Origin of the sequence: Bacillus sp. BS98 (genome assembly GCF_008432245.1) — a bacterium.
GTDB lineage: Bacteria > Bacillota > Bacilli > Bacillales > Bacillaceae_G > Bacillus_A > Bacillus_A toyonensis.
In genome coordinates this window covers 1,292,571-1,314,259 of record NZ_CP043830.1, presented here as the reverse complement: position 1 = coordinate 1,314,259, position 21,689 = coordinate 1,292,571, and the positions used below count along the sequence as shown (strand labels likewise).

At 34.9% G+C, this 21,689-nt stretch carries 23 protein-coding genes, 1 pseudogene and 1 riboswitch; of the genes and pseudogenes, 4 read left to right on the top strand and 20 right to left on the bottom strand.

Going from position 1 to position 21,689, the window contains the following annotated elements; translation table 11 throughout:
• Positions 1 to 32 precede the first annotated feature (32 nt).
• Genes queF through queC form a run of 4 tightly spaced genes read right to left on the bottom strand, consistent with a single transcriptional unit; the run spans position 33 to position 2,411 of the window.
• The gene (queF, locus tag F0362_RS06915; protein ID WP_000918895.1) at positions 33 to 530 is read right to left on the bottom strand and encodes a preQ(1) synthase; all 498 of its coding nucleotides are present in this window, start codon (positions 528 to 530) and stop codon (positions 33 to 35) included.
• An 18-nt stretch (positions 531 to 548) separates the two neighbouring features.
• Complete coding sequence (gene queE, locus F0362_RS06910; protein ID WP_000036310.1) at positions 549 to 1,265, bottom strand: 7-carboxy-7-deazaguanine synthase QueE; 717 nt, start codon at positions 1,263 to 1,265, stop codon at positions 549 to 551.
• Positions 1,258 to 1,749, bottom strand: a complete 492-nt coding sequence (gene queD, locus F0362_RS06905) for a 6-carboxytetrahydropterin synthase QueD (protein ID WP_000368413.1) — start codon at positions 1,747 to 1,749, stop codon at positions 1,258 to 1,260. The genes queE and queD overlap by 8 nt, the downstream gene beginning before the upstream one ends.
• On the bottom strand, positions 1,749 to 2,411 hold the full coding sequence (queC, locus tag F0362_RS06900) for a 7-cyano-7-deazaguanine synthase QueC (RefSeq protein ID WP_000711602.1): 663 nt from the start codon (positions 2,409 to 2,411) through the stop codon (positions 1,749 to 1,751). The genes queD and queC overlap by 1 nt, the downstream gene beginning before the upstream one ends.
• Before the next feature lie 93 nt (positions 2,412 to 2,504).
• Positions 2,505 to 2,548, bottom strand: a riboswitch (PreQ1 riboswitch).
• 207 nt (positions 2,549 to 2,755) lie between these two features.
• Between queC and kinB the strand changes: the two genes are divergently transcribed.
• Positions 2,756 to 3,964 (top strand): sporulation sensor histidine kinase KinB, encoded by a 1,209-nt coding sequence (gene kinB / locus F0362_RS06895; protein ID WP_002038243.1) that lies wholly within the window; start codon positions 2,756 to 2,758, stop codon positions 3,962 to 3,964.
• Positions 3,965 to 3,975: 11 nt separating this feature from the next.
• Here kinB and F0362_RS30855 read toward each other — a convergent pair whose 3' ends face one another.
• The 4 genes from F0362_RS30855 to F0362_RS06875 all read right to left on the bottom strand — a co-directional run bounded on the left by F0362_RS30855 (position 3,976) and on the right by F0362_RS06875 (position 7,166).
• A complete protein-coding gene (locus F0362_RS30855) occupies positions 3,976 to 4,092 on the bottom strand; it encodes a DUF6254 family protein (RefSeq protein WP_000038354.1) in 117 nt (38 codons plus the stop codon).
• A 100-nt stretch (positions 4,093 to 4,192) separates the two neighbouring features.
• Complete coding sequence (locus F0362_RS06885; RefSeq protein WP_000941967.1) at positions 4,193 to 4,726, bottom strand: DinB family protein; 534 nt, start codon at positions 4,724 to 4,726, stop codon at positions 4,193 to 4,195.
• A 139-nt stretch (positions 4,727 to 4,865) separates the two neighbouring features.
• Positions 4,866 to 6,560, bottom strand: coding sequence for a M3 family oligoendopeptidase (locus F0362_RS06880; protein ID WP_000008590.1), 1,695 nt, complete (start codon positions 6,558 to 6,560; stop codon positions 4,866 to 4,868).
• A 159-nt stretch (positions 6,561 to 6,719) separates the two neighbouring features.
• On the bottom strand, positions 6,720 to 7,166 hold the full coding sequence (locus tag F0362_RS06875; RefSeq protein WP_000203343.1) for a MarR family winged helix-turn-helix transcriptional regulator: 447 nt from the start codon (positions 7,164 to 7,166) through the stop codon (positions 6,720 to 6,722).
• A 195-nt stretch (positions 7,167 to 7,361) separates the two neighbouring features.
• Here F0362_RS06875 and F0362_RS06870 point away from each other — a divergent pair, with 195 nt between their 5' ends.
• The gene (locus F0362_RS06870) at positions 7,362 to 8,858 is read left to right on the top strand and encodes a DUF3149 domain-containing protein (protein WP_000865077.1); all 1,497 of its coding nucleotides are present in this window, start codon (positions 7,362 to 7,364) and stop codon (positions 8,856 to 8,858) included.
• A gap of 29 nt (positions 8,859 to 8,887) precedes the next feature.
• On the opposite strand, the gene F0362_RS06865 is transcribed toward F0362_RS06870, so the two are convergent.
• Complete coding sequence (locus F0362_RS06865; protein ID WP_000495542.1) at positions 8,888 to 9,169, bottom strand: aspartyl-phosphate phosphatase Spo0E family protein; 282 nt, start codon at positions 9,167 to 9,169, stop codon at positions 8,888 to 8,890.
• 492 nt (positions 9,170 to 9,661) lie between these two features.
• On the opposite strand from F0362_RS06865, the gene F0362_RS06860 reads away from it, so the two are divergent.
• Positions 9,662 to 10,432, top strand: a complete 771-nt coding sequence (locus F0362_RS06860; RefSeq protein WP_001234113.1) for a divergent polysaccharide deacetylase family protein — start codon at positions 9,662 to 9,664, stop codon at positions 10,430 to 10,432.
• Positions 10,433 to 10,595: 163 nt separating this feature from the next.
• Here F0362_RS06860 and cbpA read toward each other — a convergent pair whose 3' ends face one another.
• The 11 genes and pseudogenes from cbpA to F0362_RS30470 form a co-directional block, all read right to left on the bottom strand.
• Positions 10,596 to 11,219 (bottom strand): cyclic di-AMP binding protein CbpA, encoded by a 624-nt coding sequence (gene cbpA / locus F0362_RS06855; RefSeq protein WP_001264227.1) that lies wholly within the window; start codon positions 11,217 to 11,219, stop codon positions 10,596 to 10,598.
• 126 nt (positions 11,220 to 11,345) lie between these two features.
• Positions 11,346 to 11,975, bottom strand: a complete 630-nt coding sequence (locus F0362_RS06850; RefSeq protein WP_149889715.1) for a class II aldolase/adducin family protein — start codon at positions 11,973 to 11,975, stop codon at positions 11,346 to 11,348.
• Positions 11,976 to 12,215: 240 nt separating this feature from the next.
• Positions 12,216 to 12,533, bottom strand: a pseudogene (locus F0362_RS30850) (NEAT domain-containing leucine-rich repeat protein); the annotation flags it as partial.
• Between the two features lie 357 nt (positions 12,534 to 12,890).
• Positions 12,891 to 13,673: a DeoR/GlpR family DNA-binding transcription regulator gene (locus tag F0362_RS06840; RefSeq protein WP_000117656.1), complete on the bottom strand. Its 783-nt coding sequence runs from the start codon at positions 13,671 to 13,673 to the stop codon at positions 12,891 to 12,893.
• Between the two features lie 40 nt (positions 13,674 to 13,713).
• On the bottom strand, positions 13,714 to 14,898 hold the full coding sequence (locus F0362_RS06835; protein WP_000862167.1) for a saccharopine dehydrogenase family protein: 1,185 nt from the start codon (positions 14,896 to 14,898) through the stop codon (positions 13,714 to 13,716).
• Positions 14,895 to 15,989 (bottom strand): 2-aminoethylphosphonate--pyruvate transaminase, encoded by a 1,095-nt coding sequence (gene phnW, locus F0362_RS06830; RefSeq protein ID WP_149889714.1) that lies wholly within the window; start codon positions 15,987 to 15,989, stop codon positions 14,895 to 14,897. Before phnW ends, F0362_RS06835 begins: the two co-directional genes overlap by 4 nt.
• 15 nt (positions 15,990 to 16,004) lie before the next feature.
• Complete coding sequence (phnX, locus tag F0362_RS06825; RefSeq protein ID WP_000687390.1) at positions 16,005 to 16,799, bottom strand: phosphonoacetaldehyde hydrolase; 795 nt, start codon at positions 16,797 to 16,799, stop codon at positions 16,005 to 16,007.
• A gap of 152 nt (positions 16,800 to 16,951) precedes the next feature.
• Positions 16,952 to 18,709, bottom strand: coding sequence for a putative 2-aminoethylphosphonate ABC transporter permease subunit (locus F0362_RS06820; RefSeq protein ID WP_000425539.1), 1,758 nt, complete (start codon positions 18,707 to 18,709; stop codon positions 16,952 to 16,954).
• Positions 18,710 to 19,711: a putative 2-aminoethylphosphonate ABC transporter ATP-binding protein gene (locus F0362_RS06815; RefSeq protein WP_000006204.1), complete on the bottom strand. Its 1,002-nt coding sequence runs from the start codon at positions 19,709 to 19,711 to the stop codon at positions 18,710 to 18,712.
• A 19-nt stretch (positions 19,712 to 19,730) separates the two neighbouring features.
• Entirely contained in the window at positions 19,731 to 20,807 is a 1,077-nt protein-coding gene (locus F0362_RS06810; RefSeq protein ID WP_000750904.1) for a putative 2-aminoethylphosphonate ABC transporter substrate-binding protein, read from the bottom strand.
• A 228-nt stretch (positions 20,808 to 21,035) separates the two neighbouring features.
• Complete coding sequence (locus F0362_RS30470; protein WP_000240799.1) at positions 21,036 to 21,188, bottom strand: hypothetical protein; 153 nt, start codon at positions 21,186 to 21,188, stop codon at positions 21,036 to 21,038.
• A 100-nt stretch (positions 21,189 to 21,288) separates the two neighbouring features.
• On the opposite strand from F0362_RS30470, the gene F0362_RS06800 reads away from it, so the two are divergent.
• The gene (locus tag F0362_RS06800) at positions 21,289 to 21,672 is read left to right on the top strand and encodes a DUF3905 domain-containing protein (protein ID WP_000404293.1); all 384 of its coding nucleotides are present in this window, start codon (positions 21,289 to 21,291) and stop codon (positions 21,670 to 21,672) included.
• Positions 21,673 to 21,689: the final 17 nt, after the last annotated feature.

Below are 21,689 nucleotides of genomic sequence, written 5' to 3'. Positions count from 1 at the left end.
GTCCTGTATAGTATACAGGACTTTTCTTTCTATTAACGATTATCAATCGTTTCCGGATATAGATCGTGGTTCATCATACGGTAATCTGCCATTTGTTCATACTTCGTTCCTGGTCGACCGTAGTTGCAATATGGATCAATTGAAATACCACCACGTGGTGTGAATTTGCCCCATACTTCAATGTAACGCGGATCCATTAATTTAATTAAATCATTCATAATTACATTCATACAATCTTCGTGGAAGTCACCGTGATTGCGGAAGCTAAATAAATATAACTTTAAAGATTTACTCTCTACCATTCTTTGTTCAGGAATGTAGCTAATATAAATTGTTGCAAAGTCTGGTTGTCCTGTTTTCGGGCATAAGCTTGTAAATTCAGGACAATTGAATTTTACAAAGTAATCACGGTTTGGATGGTTATTATCAAATACCTCTAAAATTTCTGGGCTATATTCAAATAAATATTTTGTATTTTGATTTCCTAATAATGTTACATCTTTTAAATCTTCATCTAATCTTCCTGCCATTTTAAACATCCCTTCTCTTTATACGCCTCGTTTATTTCCCCATACTAACGCATGAAGCTGCGGCAATACTTTCGCATCATTCATTTTTTTACAATTAACAGCTTTTTCAATAAGCCACTCATACTTATCTAATAATTTTTTAATAAGCATTGCATCATCCACTGTTTTCGTATCATCGTTCCCTACTTGTAAGAAAAATGGTACAGATGGATAACGTTCGTGCATCTTAACTGCATATTCAAAGTCGCGATCATCGAATACTACTACTTTTAAACTAATATCTTTTCCTGCTAGTTTCTGAATTACAGCATCTAACTTTTGATAATCTGTTTTCATTCCCGAACTTGGTGGTTTTGGCGAAATGGTTATCTCATCAATTTGAAGTAACCAATCTTGCCATTTACTCCCTTGTGTTTCTATCGCCGTTCGCATCCCATTCTCTTTTAATATAGAAAGAAGCGACTCAATATTTTTCAATAAAACAGGATTCCCACCCGAAATCGTAACATGAGAGAAATTTTCTCCTCCAATTTCAACAAGCTCATTCCAAATGTCTTCCGCTGGCATTTGTCTAATTTGATCTTTTGCCGATCCATCCCATGTAAAAGCAGAATCACACCAAGAACAGCTATAGTCACAGCCAGCAGTTCGAATAAACATAGTCTTTTGCCCGACAACCATGCCTTCTCCTTGAATAGTCGGACCGAATATTTCTAAGACAGGAATTTTACTCATCGAGCATCCACTCCCGTCTTACTTCCGCATAACTAGTTGGCGTCTCAAATAGACGAACAAATTCAACACGAGCTCCTTTATATTCGTTCACACGATTATCTTTCGTTAATGCTTCTGCCATCTTTTCATAAATCCAAACGACCATATTCTCAGCAGTCGTATTCATCGCTGGTAATGTTTCGTTTAAATAACGATGATCTAAATATATTTCAATTTCGTTTTTCCAAATTTCTTTTATATCTCCAAAGTCAATTGCAAGGCCTATTTCATTTACATATCCACTAATCCCAAATACAACTTTATATGTGTGACCATGTAAGTTTTTACATTTTCCTTCATAACAGTGTAAATGGTGCGCTGCATCAAATGTAAATTCCTTGCTGACCATTACTCTTTTATTATGATATTTGAGTTGTTTACGTTGAATATCCTTGTCCATTTTTTGCAAATTTTCTACGATGCGAAATCCAAAGAAATTATCCATTAGTTGTTCGCTCCTTCGCGTTCTTGTAAGTACGTATCTAATCCTGCTTTACGAAGTTGACATGCTGGACATTCACCGCAACCATCACCAATGATTCCGTTATAACATGTTAATGTTTTTTCTCTAACAAACTCGAATGCGCCAAGTTCATCAGATAATTTCCACGTGTCTGCTTTATCAATCCACATAAGTGGTGTATGAATGACAAATGGATAATCCATAGATAAATTTAATGTAACGTTTAACGATTTCACAAACACGTCACGGCAATCTGGATAACCACTAAAATCAGTTTCACATACACCCGTTACAATATGACGTGCCTCAACTTGTTTTGCTAATACAGCAGCAAATGATAAGAATAGTAAATTTCGTCCATCTACAAATGTCGATGGCAATTCACCTTCTTCATGTGTAATCTCCATATCCGTTCTCGTTAACGCATTTGGAGCAAGTTGATTTAATAGACTCATATCTAGTACCGTATGTTTAATTCCTAGCTCTTTCGCAATTTCCACTGCACAATCAATTTCTAATTTATGACGTTGATTGTAATTAAATGTTACAGCTTCTACTTCTGCAAACTGCTCTATTGCCCAAAATAAACATGTTGTACTATCTTGTCCACCACTAAAAACAACAACTGCTTTTTCTTTTTTCATTTCACTCATTCTCCTTCTCTACTACGAATAAGAAGAAAGAACGTTCTTGAACTGTCACAATAAAAAAACAAAACAATACCTAAGGATATTGTTGTTTCCATAGTTTTTTATAGAGGGAGTTCGCGAACCTCTCCCATGCGGTGCATGGAATTTCTTCTTTCATTGACAAAACATATTGTAACATATTGTATACTACCAGAAAAAATTTCTGATTTTTCCGCTATTTTATATTCCATTTCTTTCATTTTATAGTATGATTAATTTACTATTCGGAGAGAGGAGGCATCCCACTGAAACACTTTATTATTTACCTCTTTTTAAATATTTTATCCATTCTCGTTACAATGCTTATTTATCACTTATTTTGGAATCAAAAAGGGAAACGGTCTCCTAAATTAAATTCAGCTATATTTATTGTACTGTGTTGCCTCGCTACAATACTATGTATCACTTTTGCAGCAAAAACAAATAATGGTTTTCAATTTGATATGCGTCATATCGTATTAATTGTCGGTACATTGACAGGAGGGCCTATTGCTGGTGGTTCTATTTTAGCTGTATTAAACATATATCGCTTCTTATTAGGAGGAATAGGTGTTTTCCCATCCCTTATCGCTTCTATTGTTCTATTTATTGTTCTACTATTAACGTACAAATTTTTCAATCGAACTTCTAATCGTATAAAAATAGCACTTGCTATTATTTACAGTCTCACATATGGATTTAGCTGGATACCCTTCTTCCTTTCAGAAGTTACAAATAAGGTAGATTATATACCCCATATTATTGTGTATGAGTTATGTACGATGCTTGGTACGATCCTTATTTTATATTTACTACACATATTACAAACTCAGGTTCGTCTCCAAAATGAGCTTATGAACGCTGAGAAATTTCATTTAATCGGTGAAATGGCAGCTTCCATCTCGCACGAAATTCGCAATCCTTTAACTTCAACGAAAGGATTTTTACAACTATTGCAGTCTGATACATGTACCGAGCAAGAACGGAAATTATATATCGATATTGCCATTAATGGTATTGAGCAAGCAAATCATGTTCTCACAGACTATTTAACCTTTGCAAAACCGAGTATTGAAAAAGAACAAACACTACAACTCGAGGAAGAATTACTGCATGCACTATCTTTAATTACACCACTTGCCAATTTAACAAATGTCCGTACTCATTACATAAAGCAAAGTACTTCTTTCTTTATCGCTGGAGAGAAGCAAAAACTAAACCAATGCTTATTAAATATTTTAAAAAACTGCATTGAAGCTATGCCAAAAGGCGGCGATCTTTATTTCACATTAGTTCCTGATCATAAGCATATCCAGCTATATATAAAAGATACAGGAGTTGGCATGGATCAAGAACAGGTGAAGCGCCTCGGTTCTCCTTTCTATTCAACGAAAGAAAAAGGGACTGGTCTTGGAATGATGGTTGTATTCAGTGTTGTTCAAGCTATGAATGGAAAAATTGATATTATAAGTGAAAAAGGAATCGGTACAACCTTCTTATTAACCTTTCCACTCATACAAAAAACGTGATGAAATAATCATCACGTTTTTTCTGTTCCTTCAACTAATTCAGCAAAAGCTTTCACTTTTCCATGTGGTTTTTGATTCTCTTTACGTGCTTTCCAAGCACGCTCTTCTTCTCTCTTTTTCTTGGACATACTTTTCAACTCCTTCTTTTCTTTCTCCATGTAGTATTCCAAAGTAAGAAAGAAAACTATGCATGTATCAAAAAAGAAGTGGTTTCCCACTTCTTCCACTTTATCGCTGCAAAATTGCGTATTTCGCCTCTTTTAACTGTGTAAGATGTCTTTGTTCATGTAAATCAAGAAATTGAACCCACTGATACAAATTCAAATCATTAAAAACAGGATGCTTTAATCCATTTTCAACTAATTCTTTTTCATCTATGATACTATGAAGCGCATGTAATAGTTCTTGTCGTGAATGTTCTAGCAATTGAATTCCTTGCTGTTTTTTCATTAAAGTTTCTGTTGGTTGCATTTGCTGAGGAGCTTCTCTTTTATGTGTGCGATCAAGCGTAAGTTGGAGGTCTTTAAATGGAGTCGCATTTCTTTCATTTTTGTGTAGAGCATATACAAGGGCAGATGTGACAGATTGTTCAACTAAATGTAAGTGATGTAAAATTTGAATAATACTCCATTTATCACGGCGTGGCTTTACATTCACTTCTGTATCATTTAACATTTCAATTTCTGATAATAGCGTGCTTCGGGTAGACTGCAATGAGTTCACCAAACTTTCTAAACTCACATCCATATTAGATTGAAGCATACTTCTTTCCCCCCTTTTTGTTGGTGAAAAGAGGTGCTCCTTATTAGAAACACCTCTTTAGTATTCTGAATTTTCTTTTATTATCTCATCATTTTCCCATTATGTCGATGTTAAACATGTGAAAAAAAGCGCATGTTTTTTACAATTTTGTGTCGTCAATCGCATGTAACCATGCTTCAATTTCTGTAATGACACTTTTCACACAACCTTCAGCAAATGGTGATGTTAAATTTGCCACTTCTACTAATTCTAAGAATGATTTACTTCCACCTTGTTGGCAAAGGTTCACATAATCTTCCCATGCCTCTTGTCTATTATCTCTTGCGCGCTTCCAAAATTGCAGTGCACAAATTTGAGCTAACGTGTAGTCAATATAGTAGAACGGCGAGCTATAAATATGCCCCTGACGTTGCCAGAAGCCACCGCGCTCTAAATAATCATTATCTTCATAATCACGATGCGGTAAATATTTCTTCTCTATGTTACGCCATGCTGTCTTACGCTCTGCTGGTGATGCTTCTGGATTTTCATATACATAATGTTGGTATTCGTCGACAGATACACCATATGGTAAAAACAGAAGTGCTGAACTTAAGTGTGAGAAATAATATTTATCTGCATCTTCTTCAAAGAATAGTTTCATCCATGGCCATGTAAAGAATTCCATACTCATAGAATGAATCTCACACGCTTCATATGTTGGCCAATTATATTCTGGAATTTCAAATTTACGACTTTCATATACTTGGAAAGCATGACCAGCTTCATGTGTTAATACATCAATGTCACCAGATGTTCCATTGAAGTTTGAGAAAATAAATGGCGCTTTATAATTTTCGATATATGTACAATATCCGCCACCAGCTTTTCCTTTTTTCGCAACTAAGTCTAATAAATCATTATCTAACATGAAATTGAAAAATTCATCTGTTTCAGCTGATAACTCTTTATACATCGTTTTCCCATGATTAATAATCCAATCTGCATCTCCTTTTGGAGTTGGATTACCTGTAGCAAATTCAAAGTTTTCATCGTAATATGCTAGCTTTTCTACACCGATACGTGCTTTTTGTCTCTTTCTTAATTCCGTTGTAACTGGAACGATATAATCAAGTACTTGCTGACGATAATTCGCAACCATCTCCGCATTGTAATCTGTACGATACATTCTTGCATATCCTAGTTCAACAAAGTTTTTGAAACCTAAAGATTTCGCAATTTTCGTTCTTACTTTAACAAGCTCATCATAAATACGATCTAGTTCTTCCTCATTTCCAGCTAAAAATCCGTAGTATGCTTCACTTGCTGATTTACGTTCACTTCTTTCTTTTCCTTGCATAAATGGAATCAGTTGCGATAATGTTCTTTCTTCTCCCGCAAAGTCAATTTTTGCAGATGCTAACAACTGTGTATATTGTGAAGACAATTTATTCTCTAATTGTAAATCTTTCACGATTTCATCTGAATATGTTTTTAAATCACATTCTGCTAGAGCGAATAATTGCTTTCCGTAATAGGCTTCTAATTCTTCACGAAATGGAGAACTAATTAACGCCTTATAATATTTTGTTCCATATCCTTGTACAACTGGAGAGTATTCATCAAAGAAATCTTGCTCCTCCTTATAAAAAGCATCTGTCGTATCAACAGAATGACGAATGTAACAAAGATTCCCCATTGTACCAAAATCATTGCGAATTTCATTAATTGAATTGATAACTTGTTTTTGTTCTTCTACAGTTTTTGTGTTATCAAATTTCTCTAAAGCAACAGTAAATTTCTCTTTTAATTCTTCAATATTTGGCCGTTTATATTCATAGTCTTTAAATGACATGAACGAGCCTCCTCTCCATTATGTATACCTTTACTATAATTCAATACTTCTTCCCAAATCCCCTCTTAGTTTTCAACAAAATTCGGCAGCTGCCATCTTACTTACTTATATGCAAAAAAGCCTTGGATTTTTTATCCAAAGCTCCTTTGGAACATAGTATCACTTTTCATACTTTCCAATTTTTTTCAACAAATCAAGTAATTCATCCTTTTCATCCTTCGTTAACATTTCAAAAGACTGATGTATAACTTGCTCATGCCCCGGAAAAATAGAAGCAATAAAACTCTCCCCAGACTCCGTTAATTGCGCATAAATAACACGTCTGTCATTCGGACATGGGATTCTCTTTACTAATCCCTTTTTTTCCAGCTTATCTACAACATATGTAATGCTGCCACTAGCTATTAAAATGCGCTCACCAATTTGCTGAAGTGGTTGACCACCTTTATGATATAGCAGTTCTAATACAGCAAATTCAGTTGGATTTAACCCGTTACTTTGTATAGATTTATTTGTAGTATCCATAACAGAACGGTGTACACGAGATAATGCAATAAATACTTTTAAAGATTGAGAAATATCTTCTCGTTCATTATTTGATGTCATACAACTTTCAACCCTTCACTTAAATTCTCAGCAATAAAAAGAAAATACAGCTTAATACTTCATGTGAGTTCCGAATGAGCATTCACTCATCCATTTCTTCTCCCCTAATATATTACGAATCATTCTTGAATAAAAACATGACAATTTTAACATAGTTTATATATAATGATAATAAAAAAAGAAGGAGTACCACATTTGAAAGTCAAATTCCAAAGCATAGTTTTATATATATTGCTTGTTATCCTACCAACGATAGTGATTGGTGCTACATTTTATTCCTATCATACGTATAAAATGAAGCAGGAAAACAAAACATCTGCTCATACGGTTCTCTTTTTATATAGAGACTATTTAGATCATCACCTTGGTGAAGCAATTTCTGCCTTAGAAATGCTTGCAAAAGTCGTAGGTACCGAGACTGGTAACATAAATGGGATTAAACAAATTGTGCATGATACAGATGGAAACGATGCGCGCTTTTCTGGTCTATATTACGTTACACCAGAAGGAATCATTACCATCGCATCAGAAAGCGAATCAAGACCTGTAGACGTCTCAGACCGCAAGTATATTCAAGACGCATTACAAACTAAGAAAACAACTGTATCATCCGTCATTACAGATCGCGTCCTTGGACATCAAGCTATTATAATCGCTTCCCCAATATTTAACAAACAGAAGGAACTCTCAGGCTTATTGTTAGCAAGTTTACGCTTTGACTACATTTCATCTTCTTTAAATGCTATTAAACCACAATACCATTTCGAAGTAACTGATAAACATGATGTAGTTTTTCTAACTGATGACAATAATGAAACAAGCGATGCGCATTCTAATATGCTCACTACCCCACTCCAAAGGTTAAATTGGAAGGTCTCTGTTTCTCCATTACCTATCCACAAGCAAACTTTATACCAATGGGTTGCAATAGAATGTATAGCTACTTTATTTTTAATGTCTATCTTATTTTTACTCGCTCAATATATGTTATTAAAACGGCAAACAAAGCTGGAAAGACAACAAAATGAACTGCAAAAAATTGAATTGGTTGGAACTTTTGCAGCGAGTACAGCCCACGAAATCCGCAATCCTCTTACGGGAATTAAAGGACTCGTTGCGCTATTAAAAGAAAAATATAAAGATGAACAGGATCAGTTTTACTTTTCCATCATCGAACAAGAAATAGAGAGAATTAATGAAATTGTAAGTGAATTTCTTATTCTTGGAAAGCCAACTGCTATCATTGAACAAACATATGATGTGAGAACTATTCTAAATGAGGTAGCATTGATTATTCAATCTGAGGCGAATCTACATAACATTGTATTCCATCTACATTTGCCAGACCATCCTGTTCATATCCGTTGCTCAAAAGACCATATGAAACAAGTGGTTTTAAACATTACAAAAAATGCAATTGAAGCCATGACTTCTAGTGACACACTAACCATTGTCGTAACAGACAATGAAACACACGCACAATTGCAAATTATTGATACTGGAAAAGGTATTCCAAAACATATTCAAAAACACCTCTTTCATCCGTTCTTTACTAATAAAGATACTGGAACAGGTCTTGGACTTGTCATATGTAAACGAATTGTAGAGATGTACGATGGGCATATTTTTATTGACAGTAAAGAAAACAAAGGAACGACAGTTCATATCGAAATACCGTTACATAAAGTATAATTATCCTTATCACAAAAGGGTAATTATACTTATTTCATAAAACCCGCCACAAGCATTCGCCAAAAATTATTCGATTTTCCTTCATATCCGATTTGGAAAATAGGTACCTTTATAATGGAAAACCATTTTGGTGTTTGTTTTTCTTTATAGCGCTGGTATTGTAAAATAAGCTTGTCCAATTCTTGACTAACTTGAATTGTTTCCCTACTAGTTAACCCGCTTGTTAATCCTAGTTGAATCATTTCTTCACGCTTCATATGAATATCACGTGAAAGCTTTTCTAATGTGTACTTCCTTTTTACAGTAAACATCCATATCCCCCTTATTATTCTTCCATGCTCTCAACTTCACTTCACTATTGACCTTTTACCTGCTTAATCATATTCAAATTTGAAGAATCAGAAAATTAAACATTTTCTCCCTGTAATTTACAAATCTTTACCCTCACTTTGAGAATTATTACAAATTATTCTATCTTTGTAAATACATTCGCAATAATAGACATTTTTTTCATCTTCTTTTTTTACAAATACCAATTAAATAGCGGTTTCTCTATTTACCATATACTTTTCTTCGACATTTTTTGTTTAATTTATATAAAAAAGCAAAACATAATGATGATTGATAAAGTGAAACTTTAATCAGTGGGGGGTTTTGTTCATCCCCCACTGATTATTAGCACTCACCAATCGGGCGTTTACGAGCAGTGGATCTTCCCCCTAACTTCTTTGCTCCAGCCGAATTTTGAGGTGGGAATCTTACTGCCCGCAAATAGCGGGATAAAATAGAGAGGAAATATTTATATGCGCAAATATACGATTGCATTGCTCATTTTTACTATGTTCTTACCATCCTTCTTGTTTCCGATTCAAGCCAATGCCCATACAAATAAAGTAGCTATTGTCATTGATGACTTCGGAAATAATATGAAGGGAACTGATAAAATGTTATCACTTCCCATTCCACTGACTGTTGCTGTTATGCCTTTCCTTCCTTCTACAAAAGAAGATGCAATAGCTGCCCATAAAAAAGGCCATGAAGTTATTATACATATGCCAATGGAACCTATTAAAGGTAAAAAAGAATGGCTTGGACCAAAAGCACTTACAACTGATTTAAGCGATGAAGAAATAAACAACCGACTCGAACAAGCGATTAAAGAAGTACCGCATGCAATTGGAATGAACAATCATATGGGATCAAAAGTAACAGCTGACGAAAGAATTGTACGTCTTATACTTACAGCTTGTAAAAAACACGGTTTATTTTATTTAGATAGCAAAACAAACCCTAATAGTGTCGTCCCACAAATCGGAAAAGAATTAGGGGTGCCTATTATTGAAAACCAACTATTTTTTGATGATGTTTATACAGCAGGACATATTTCAAAACAAGCTCAATTACTTATCAAAAAAATTCAAGAAAAACCAATTATGGTAGCTATCGGACACGTTGGGCCTCCAGGTGAAATTACATCACGTGTTATAGAAACCTCTATTCCCAAAATTCGCGAGCATGCAGACTTTATTTTTTTGTCTGATTTAGCATTATCTCCACCTGCTGTTTCAAAATAAAGTGAAACTTTAATTAGTGGGGCATTCACCACTAATTATTAGCCCTCACCAATCGGGCGTTTACGGGCGGCGGTGCTCACAAAAATAGTGGGAGACAATTCATCACTTACACGAAAAAAAGGTACCACTCTACATATAGTAGATTGGTACCTTTCCTTTTCACTTAAATATAATCTACATGACTCACTCTGAATCCTTTTTTTTCTATTTTTTCGATTAATTTCTTTAATCTTTTTTCATCTAACTCATCTGATATATTTACGATAATACGGCGAATATATTGATCACCGTTATCTAGCGTAAACAACCCACCGATATTATATGCTTTTAACAATGTCCCAAGCTCTTTAATCGTTCCCTTACAATCTTGTGTTGCAATTGTTAATATATAACCACCCGTCCGCATACCGAATGAGTCTTCAATAACATCAAATACATTGGAATGTGTTAAGATACCAACAAATTCATTATAATCATTTAGCACCGCTAAAAATGGGAGACGACGAATCACATAAAACGCTCTGAAGAAAGAATCCTTTTCAAAAATAAATGCAGAGGAATTTTCTAACATATCTCCTGTACTTACATGCTCTAATCCGCTATTACACTTCTTTTCTAATAAATCTACTTTATAAATAATCCCCATGAATAGCTTCTCATCTTCTGCTAATACAGGGATTGCTCGAAATCCCGTTTCATTCATAATTTGTAATGCTTTTTCACCAGTATCATTTATCTTGCAATAAGTCACCTGCTGTTTTGGCAGAAAATGATATTTAACTCGCAAAATATGTTCCTCCTTACATGTCAACATGTAATCTATATATAATAAGGAGACCTATATTTTATGAGTAAAATTATTTTTAAAACGCTTTCATTTATTTATGGAATTGTAACAACATCGCAAACATTTTTATATAACAGAGCTCTTCGCACCTTTTATCATTAACAACTTTACATGATAGTTCATTAAATATTCTATACCCTCTAGCCATTTTTTCGCTTCTTCTGGCGTTTTCCCCCACACAATCATACCGTAATTATGAACGAGAACTACTCCTCCACCTTCAATAAAATTCGGAACATTACTTTCTAACAAATCAGCAAATTTCTTTTCATCTTCTACAATTGGAATTGTCATTTCTGTTATACCTTCTTTTCCAAAAACACGTTCCACGCTACGTTTATCGAATGTTACTTCTCTTGCTTCTCCGTATAACTCTGATATTAAATGGCTATCTACAGTCTGTACTTGTAAAATACATTCCGCACTGCTTTTTTTATAAATATCCGCATGCATAAATGACTCTGCCGCTGGTTTTTCCTCGTTTTCAAACACTGGCTCACACATGCAATTGACAACAATAAAATCCTCTTCTGAAAACAATCCTTTATCTCTTCCCTCGACATTCACTAAAAATGTTAATGGCTCTTTTGACGTACATAACGATAAACTAATTTTTGTACCATAAAACCAATCACGAAGTGCCAATTCAGATTTCACATCTTTTAATTCATTCCATTTCTTCAGAAAAAATAACATTTCGTCACCCCCGTCGTAATATTTATATAATGTTCGAATCCTTTCTATGTAAAAGGAATATTTTTTGATTATTCTAAAAATTTAATTGAATTATCACATGAGAATGCTTTTTTGTCAATATGATTTCAACGCTCCTCGTAAAAATAGGCTACTCATATACCAATCCCGCCGTCCATGTCCTACTTCATTTTACAATAAAAAATACGTTATTCTTCTAATGAAAGAATAACGTATTTTTCTCATTTGCTTTAAGTTCGTAAAGAATGACGGATCTTTTATCTTCGCATTCGCAACTGTTAAAAATTTAAAATGCGGCATATATTTCAATGCACGATAATCAATAATCTCATTCGTATTTAAAAACAAGTCCTTTACTTGCAATAACTCTTCTTTCGTAATTGGTGTATTTAAATCTTTTCTATTACATACTTTTTTATTAACAAATTCTCTTAATTATTTATCTGTTATCATATTTTGGCTATCCACTTGATTCTTTGTTTCCGTATGGCATGAATTAGAGTTATCATCTGCTTTCTCTGTTTCTTTGTCGCCTAATGTTGCTACTACTAGCGCCTTAATATAATTTTTTCAAAATAAAATTCCCTTATATTGATAACTGCAATATTACATGTAAAATATGTTTCTAGCGATACACAATAAAAATCCCTTTATTCAAAGGGATTTTTTACCTATCGTATGAAGAATTTCACTTTTTTCTTTCTCATTAATAAAACCAATTTTTTGTAAAATATTTGCATACACTACAAGTTTATTATATATGCGTTCTGACATATTCCCCCTTCTTTCCTTCAGCCAACTTTTTTTATATTGGTAAATTATATGAAGGAAATGAGAAAATGTGTCCACTTTTTGCATGAATGCAAACCTTTTATTTCATTACTGCTTTCACTTTATTTAACACACTGTCCATTGAATATTATGCTTCTTAACTTCTTCTTCAAAACTATATGGCATTTTCTTATCACAAATAACATGTTGAATACGAGAAAATCCTGCTATTCTATAATTCCCTTTTACGCCTACTTTTGTATGGTCGCATAAAATATATGTTTTCTCAGCTAATTTCATCATCGCTTCCGACAGTTTTGCTTTTTCTAATTCAAAACTGGAAACGCCAAAACTAGGTAATAACCCATCAATCGAAACAAACGCTTTATGAAAATGAAATTGATGAATCACTTGCTGAGAAATAGATCCTGATACACGCGAATGCTTTGGGGATACTTTTCCACCAATAAATAAAACTTCACCGTGAAACATCTTTTTATTAATAGAAGAGATTAATTGTGTCGCTACTGGAAAAGAACTCGTAACAATCGTTAAATTTTTTCGATGAACAAGATATGGAACCATCTGAAGTGGTGTACTTCCGTCATCAATTGCAATGACATCACCATCTTCTACAAATGTTGCTGCTTTATAACCAATTCTTTTCTTCTCTTCTATATGTAGCATTTCTCTTTCTAACATCGGCGCCTCTATCCCGGCACCTGGAAGTTGAACAGCTCCACCATACACTTTCTTCAACTTTTTTTCACGATCTAACTCTTCTAAATATCGACGAATTGTTTCTGTTGATACAGCGAATTCTCTCGCTAATTCTGAAACCTTTACTTTTCCTTTAAACTCTACTTTTTCAAGAATAGTCCGCTTTCTTTCTTCTCCTACTACAGACATAGCTTCACCCCATTTGTATCTACCTCATAAAGTTCCTTGCTTATACAAAATTATAATTTTCTTTGTAAGTAGAAACCTCTTCATGAATATAAATGCCGCGCTTTTCTAGTTCATCAAAAACAAGTTGTGGATTTTCGAAAGCTTCTTCAGGCGTAACAACACCCATTTTATTTACATTCCCATTTGCAATTAACTCGGTAGCAATTCCAAATGGAATACCGACGTTTCTCGTATAAGCTCTTAAATTTTCCCATCCTACAATAGATCCATCAGATAACGGATGTGTATGATATAATACATGTCTCTGTTTCTCATTATTTTTCATACCTACTACTTCTACATGAAGTGCATAACCGTATACTTCCGTCTCTTGACCTTCTTTCGATTGTAATAAATACTGCGAAATACAATCCATAATGCCAATTTCTTTCCCGTTTATTTCAATTTGATCATTACGCAATATGCCGTAATCATATAAAGCACGTACGAGCTGCATATTTTTCTTTGGCCAAGTTCCTCTCGTCTCTATCAGTTTGACACCTTTATTTTCTAGTGCCTTTGCTAACGTAATCGTTTCAGAATGCGGAATGATATACTGCATTGTTTTACCATAAGGCGCTGGCAATTCAATTTCTCTTGGTCGCGCAAAAGGAGGTACTTGCTTAAACTTACCATCTTCATATACTGTACGCGATGGTAAATTTGGATCATATTCATATGTCGTTGTTTCTGTAATTGATGCAGAAAAAGCAATTGGACGATACGAACCGTGACTTACACGAACATACTCTACAGTATCTAGCTGATTTGCTGCATGCATGGCCATCATTTGCGTTACACCTGGTGTCATACCAAATCCGGGTAAACATGTTTTTTCATTTTGAACAAATATAGCATGTGATTCATTTTCTTCACCAAATCCATTCAAATTCACACCGTGACACCCAGCTTCCGCAATACAACGAGTAGACAATCCATTTAACTTTATCGTCGTACCATCCATTACAATGTCATAGCCTTTCATTTTTGCAACTGTATCCTCATGATTTGTCACATCGACTTTCACAAAATCAACACGAGGATCGTTGAGCCATTCTACTACTTTACGACCTTCTTCTTCGTTAAAATCGGCTACTGTAATCGTCTCAAAAGATGAAAATTGAACTAAATCCAAAATCGCTTCACGACAAATTTTACCTGCTCCACCTAAGCAAAATACTTTCAACCTATAACAACTCCTTTGGCGATACTATCAACTAAACGATTTATATCTTCCTCATGTACATCACCGATATTTCCAATACGGAACGTATCTACTTTCGAAATTTTCCCTGGATAAATTACAAATCCATACTTCTTTAACTCGTTATATAACTCCTGAAATTCAAATCCCTCTGGGTAAATAAACGATGTAATAATAGGAGATTGATATTTTTCATCTACTAATGACTTAAATCCAATTTCTTTCATTCTGTTGACCAATAATTTTTGATTGTTATAATATCGATTGCAACGTGCTCTTACTCCGCCCTCTTTTTCTAGTTCAAGCAAGGCTTGATAAAAAGCGTGTACAACATGCGTAGGTGAAGTAAAACGCCATTTCCCATTTTGCTCTTCCATCGTTTCCCATTGATCATATAAATCAAGAGATAAAGAGCGTGCTTGCCCTTTACACTTTAGTAATTCCTCACGATTTGCGATAACAAAACCAAATCCAGGAACACCTTGAATACATTTATTCGCACTACTAATTAAAAAATCAATTTGCAAATCAGCAATGTCTATTTCAATCCCGCCGAAACTACTCATTGCATCAACAATTGTAACCTTCTCGTATCGCTTTCCTAATTTACATACATCTACAATTGGATTAATAATACCTGTAGTTGTTTCACAATGAACTACTGCAATATGAGTAATCTCTTTATCTTCTTGCAATAACTTTTCTACTTCTGCAATATTAGTAGGTTCCCACTCTTCTGTTTGACTCACGACCACATTTATATGTAACATCCCTGCCATTTGCACAATCCTCTTACCGTATGCACCATTTGTACAAACAAGAAGCTTTCCATTTTTAGGAACGACAGAACCAATCACTGCTTCAACTGAAAACGTACCGCTTCCTTGCATTAAAACCGTTGTATATTTCTCTTCTTCTTTCGTTGCTAACGATACAAGTTTAGCTCTTACATCTTGCACCATTGTGTTATATTCAACATCCCATGTACACCAATCGTATAGCATAACTTCTTTTACCGTTTTTGTTGTCGTCAATGGTCCTGGCGTTAATAATAAGTAGTGATTTCCATTCATGATCCTTTGCCCCTTTTATGAAATAATAAGTTCTTGTTTCTCGATATGTTCAATTACGTTCTCGAGTTCTTGCATCGTTTCAATCGTAAAATGAGCTCCGTTTTCAACGAAACGATTACGAACTACTTCCATCTTTTCATGAAGTTCTACCGGATCCATAGTTTCAACTTCCCACTCGCTTAAGCCGAGCTCGCTACTACCGAGAATTACGCCAACAGTCCACATCCCAGCATTTCTGCCCTCGTTCATATCTGACACCGTGTCTCCCACTTTTATCATATGATTCATCGGATACACACCAAGTTCCATCGCATTTTTATAGCACATCCACGGGTACGGACGACCTGCTGGAACATCATCTGGCGTCACAAGAAAATCAGGTTTATACCCTTGTAATTTTGCTTCTTTTGCAACAATATCCATCATTTCTCTCGTATAGCCAGTTGTTGAGCCAATTTTAATGCCTCTTTTACGTAATGAAGCCATCACTTCTCTTATCCCATCAATTGGCGTGGCATAGTTTGGCAGAATAGCAAAGAGAATTTCTTCAAATTCTTTATACATCTCATGAATGTCTGCTTCTGTTGGTAATTGTCCGAAAACACGCTTCCACTCATTCGCAATACGAGGCATTTCTGTTAGTGCTCTTACATGATCTATTTTTAATAATCCCATTGGCTTACGTGCTTCTTCTGCTGTAACTTCAACACCACGTTTATGAAAAATTTTCATGAATACTTCCAGTGGTGCAAAACATCCGTAATCAACTGTCGTACCTGCCCAATCAAAAATAACTGCTTCTATTTTCATTCTATCCATCACCCTTCTTATTTATCTCGCTGTTCGCCAGGCAGTAAGACTCCCCCTCGTAAAGAAGTTAGGCGGGAATCATGCTGCCTTAAAAGTCCGATTGGTTCAACTATTAATCAGCGGGGGATGCCCCCACTGATTAAAGTTTCACTTTATCTTTGTTGCCATTTTGACGTTCGGTTACGAAGTGCTTTCGTTCCCCATTCATATACAACTCTTACTACAATATTAGTAACAACAACAAGTACACTCATCGCAGCTGCTGGTGCCACATTTCCTGCATCATCCATATTTACAATTGACACAGCAGCTAGTTTAAAATCAGCTGCGTATAGGAATACAACTGCCGAGACAGTCACCATGGAATTTACGAAATAGTACATTACCATTTCTAAAATGGCTGGTAGACACATCGGTACCGTAACTCGAAAGAATGTTTTATAAAACGGGATCCCCATCGACTGTGAAACTAGTTCAAACTCTCGATCTAATTTCTTTAAAGCTGTCGTTGCCGTAACAAATGTTACAGAATAAAAATGAATGATATTAACTAGTACTAACACAGCAATTGTTCCGTATAGAGAATGAAACGGGTTCGTTACGGAAAGTCCAAATATTTGTATTGTTGGTTGACTAAAGAAGAAAACGTAGCCTAACCCAAGTACTAAACCTGGTATTGCTAAAGGTACGATAGAGAAAAAGTAACCTGTTTTTCGGAAAAATTGTAGCTGGTCTATTTTCTCAATTGCATACGCGAACACAAATGTTAAAATTGCCCCAATAACCGCTGTAACCGCTGAAACAATTACACTATTTTTAAACGCTTCAAGTCCATCTCCCGTTAAACTTGAAAAATTAAAATGCTCAAATGTAAAACTCATATTATACGGCCATACTTTTACACTTGCAGCAATACCAACTGCAACGAATAAAAGAATAATCATAAGCGTTATTACGCTACAATATACGAACGAAATAACATCTCTTTTCTTATTATTTATTATTCTGTAAGGTACTGCTTTTGAAGATAAAAAATTCGCCTGTTTTCTTTGCGTAATACGATCAACTGCAAAAGCAAAGATAGCTGGGATTAATAAAATCATTCCGACAGTTGCCCCCATTGGCATATTTTGCTGTCCAATTACTTGTTTATATACGTCAGTAGCAAGCACATTATATTGTCCTCCTACAATTTTTGGCGCCCCAAAATCAGTGAAACTAAGTGTAAATACAACGAACATTGCACTAATTAATCCGTACTTTACACTAGGTAAAGTAACAGTAAGAAACTGCTTTGTTTTACTCGCTCCTAACATATTAGAAGCTTCATATAAACGATAGTCAGATCCTTGAAAAGCAATTAATAAAATAAGGAATGCTTGCGGAAATGTATACATAACTTCAGCCATTACAATTCCTACCGGTCCATATAAAGGGATTTGTATACCTTCAAATAAACCAAACATTCCTTTCGTTACTAGCCCTTGATTACCAAATAAATATGTAAGTGCTATACCGTGCATCATCGTTGGCGCGAATAATGGTAATAACGCTACGTACTGAAATATGCGCTTTCCAAAAACATTCGTACGAGCGATCGCATATGCGTAAATGAAAGCGAGTGTAACGGAAATAATTGTTGTCGCGCCCGAAATCCATATCGTATTTTGTAATGATTGAACTAAAGTTGATGTTGTGAAATATTTACTGAAATTCGCAACACCAACGAAAGCTCCATCTTTATCGTAAAAGGCTTGTGTAAACAATTGTAATAAAGGCAATACAAGTATGATAAGAAATGAAAGAAGCATACCGATAATTACTAGTCTCTGTATCCACTCTTCTTTACCGATACGTCTCTTAATCTTTTTTTTCGTATTTTCTACCTGATAATTTTCTAACATCTCCATCTATACAATGACCTTCTTTCCATATGACAACATATGATTTTCTGAGAAAGAGATTTGAATTTGCTTTCCTTTCCTAATAGAAGTTGCTTCTACTTCTGATGCCAATATATCCACTACGATTTTCTCGTTATAAAGGTGTGTTTTCTCTTCTATGACCCGCACTTCCGTCCGGTATACAGCCCCCCGGAATTCCATGCTTTCTACAACAGTTTTCATACCATTATTGTGCACAACTGTTACATGTTCAGGACGAATTGCGTGTTCTTCATTATTTTTCGAAAAGAAATTAATAGAACCAATAAAATCTGCCACAAACGGATTGGCTGGTCTTTGGTAAATCTCCTCTGGTGTTCCAATCTGCATAATTTCCGCATGATTCATTACAACAATTTTATCAGCCATCGTTAATGCCTCTTCTTGATCATGCGTTACCATAATAGTTGTTACTCCGACTTTTTCTTGCAAATCACGCATTTCTCTACGCAACTTTTCACGCACTTTTGCATCTAAAGCAGATAACGGCTCATCTAGTAACAAAATATGGGGAGACAGAGCGAGCGCACGTGCAAGTGCTACTCGCTGCTGTTGTCCACCAGATATTTGAGCAGGATATTTATCTTTTACATTCAGTAAGTCAACAAGTTCTAACGCCAATAGCGCTTTCTCTTTTACTTCTGCTTTTTCATATTTTTTTGTCTTTAAGCCGTATTCAATGTTTTCAAGCGCCGTTAAATTCGGAAATAATGCATACGATTGAAAAACCATTCCGAAGTTCCGCTTACCAGGCGGCAATGCTGTAATATCTTTTCCATTCACAGCTATACTACCTGTTGTCGCTTCTTCTAACCCTGCTAAAATGCGAAGCAACGTCGTTTTCCCACAACCACTCGGGCCTAATAAACAAACAAACTCATTTTTTTTCACTGTAAAAGAAATATCTTTTAACGCTGTAAATGTATCAAACTGTTTTTGAATGTGTTGAATTGATAAATATTCGCTCATTTTTCTCTCTCCCACTCACTTACTTTTTCGGTTCTGCTTTTTGACCAAACTCTTTTTCCCAACGCTCTAAAATTTTGTCGCGATTTTCTGCTGCCCATTTAAAGTCATTCTTTTTGTATAACTTTTCTGTCACATCTTTCGGGAATCCATCTGGAAGTTTATAGTTATTTTTAATTGTCGCAAATCCATTTTTCTCGAAGTATAACTTCATTACATCATCTGTAATTGCCCAGTCTAAAAACGCTTGTGCTAATTTATCATTTTTCGCATTATCTTTCTTAATAAGTGCATTCGCTTCTACTTCCCAGCCTAGTCCTTCTTTCGGCAGTACAACTTCAACTGGTGCACCTTTTTGTTTCTCTTTTAAAGCGCTATAAACCATTGACACACCAACTGGATATTCACCTGCACCTGCTAATTTCGCTGGTTTTGAACCGGAATGCGTATAAGATGCCATATTATCATGAAGTTTTTTCATGTAATCCCAGCCCTTATCTTCACCCATAATTTGCAACCATGCAGAAACTGTTAAAAATCCTGTTCCAGAAGAAGCTGGATGTGGCATAACAAGTGTTCCTTTATATTCTGGTTTCGTTAAATCTTCATATGATTCTGGCATCGGTAAATTTTTCTTCTTTAATTCTTCTTTATTTACAGCAATCCCCGTCATAAACGCAGTATTACCTACCCATTTTTCAGGTTTCTTATCATCTTTAAATTGCGGAAGGACACGATCCGCTCCTTTTGGAGAGTATTCTTTTAACATATCTTTTTTCTCTAAAGCTAATAGACTAGACGCCGCAGTTCCCCACACAACATCTGCTTGTGTATTTTTTCCTTCAGCTAGCAATTTCGCTGTAATAACTCCTGTTGAATCACGAACAATGTTCAACTTCACATCCGGGTATTTCTTTTTGAAAGAATCAAGATAAATCGGTACAAGCTCTTCTTCAATCGCTGTATAAACAGTTAACGATCCAGATAATTTATCATCTTTCACTTTTGCTCCAGCACTTTCTTCTTTCTTTGCACCACACCCCATTAATAACGAAAATACCATTCCAGTTGCTACAGCTTTAAAGATTGTTTTTTTCACTGTCTCTCTCTCCTTTTACAAATCTTATGTACAACTCAAATATAAACAATTAGTGTAAAAGCAGTATTAAACCAACATTAATCTTTTGTTTGTTGTTTGTTTTTGTGTAATACGTTGCTACTTCTATGTTTTTTCACATTTTTCTGCTAATAGAAAATATTAAATTTACAAATAATTTAAAAAACCTTTATAATCCCACAAAAAAACGAGGCGTTTGTAAAAAACGCCTCATTTTTGTTTACCTTTTTTTGAATTTCGATTTGCATACTTTGCACTGTTTTCTCCTTCATACTCTAATGCAAATTCTGCATCTGGTAAGCTTTCTTTCGGAGTTTTATTATTGTTAATTGCTGCATTTTGTTTCACTTTTCTTTTTACCAATACGTTCACCTGCTCTCAAGAAATTACTTTCTACTCTAGTTTGGAGCAATCTGAAATAACTATTACTGGCAAGTGTTAACAAGTACATAAGAGCTTATAGATGGAAATACTACATACGAACAAACCTTTACAAAAAGGAGCGATTACTTTGAAAGAGAAAGAAACAATCCAATCGCCAATTTTAGACGAGACGCTCCCTCATCAAATGAACTTCCCTTCTTTTAAAGGAACAGGAAAAAAGATGCAACAACCTTTTGTAAATCAATATGATGTTGTAATTGGAGACAGTAAATACAATTCCGAGAACAGCCCCTTAAACAATTGGAGTGATGAGGTAGACCCTGCCATTATGGCTGGGGATGAATGGATCCATCCTACAAATGATATCGGGTGGATTGCAGAAGAAAATCAAGAATTACTTAAAAAAGAAGTTGATAATAAAAACGACGCTTTTATGCATCCCCAATTCGGAATTAACGATTAAAAAACCATTCTACCTAA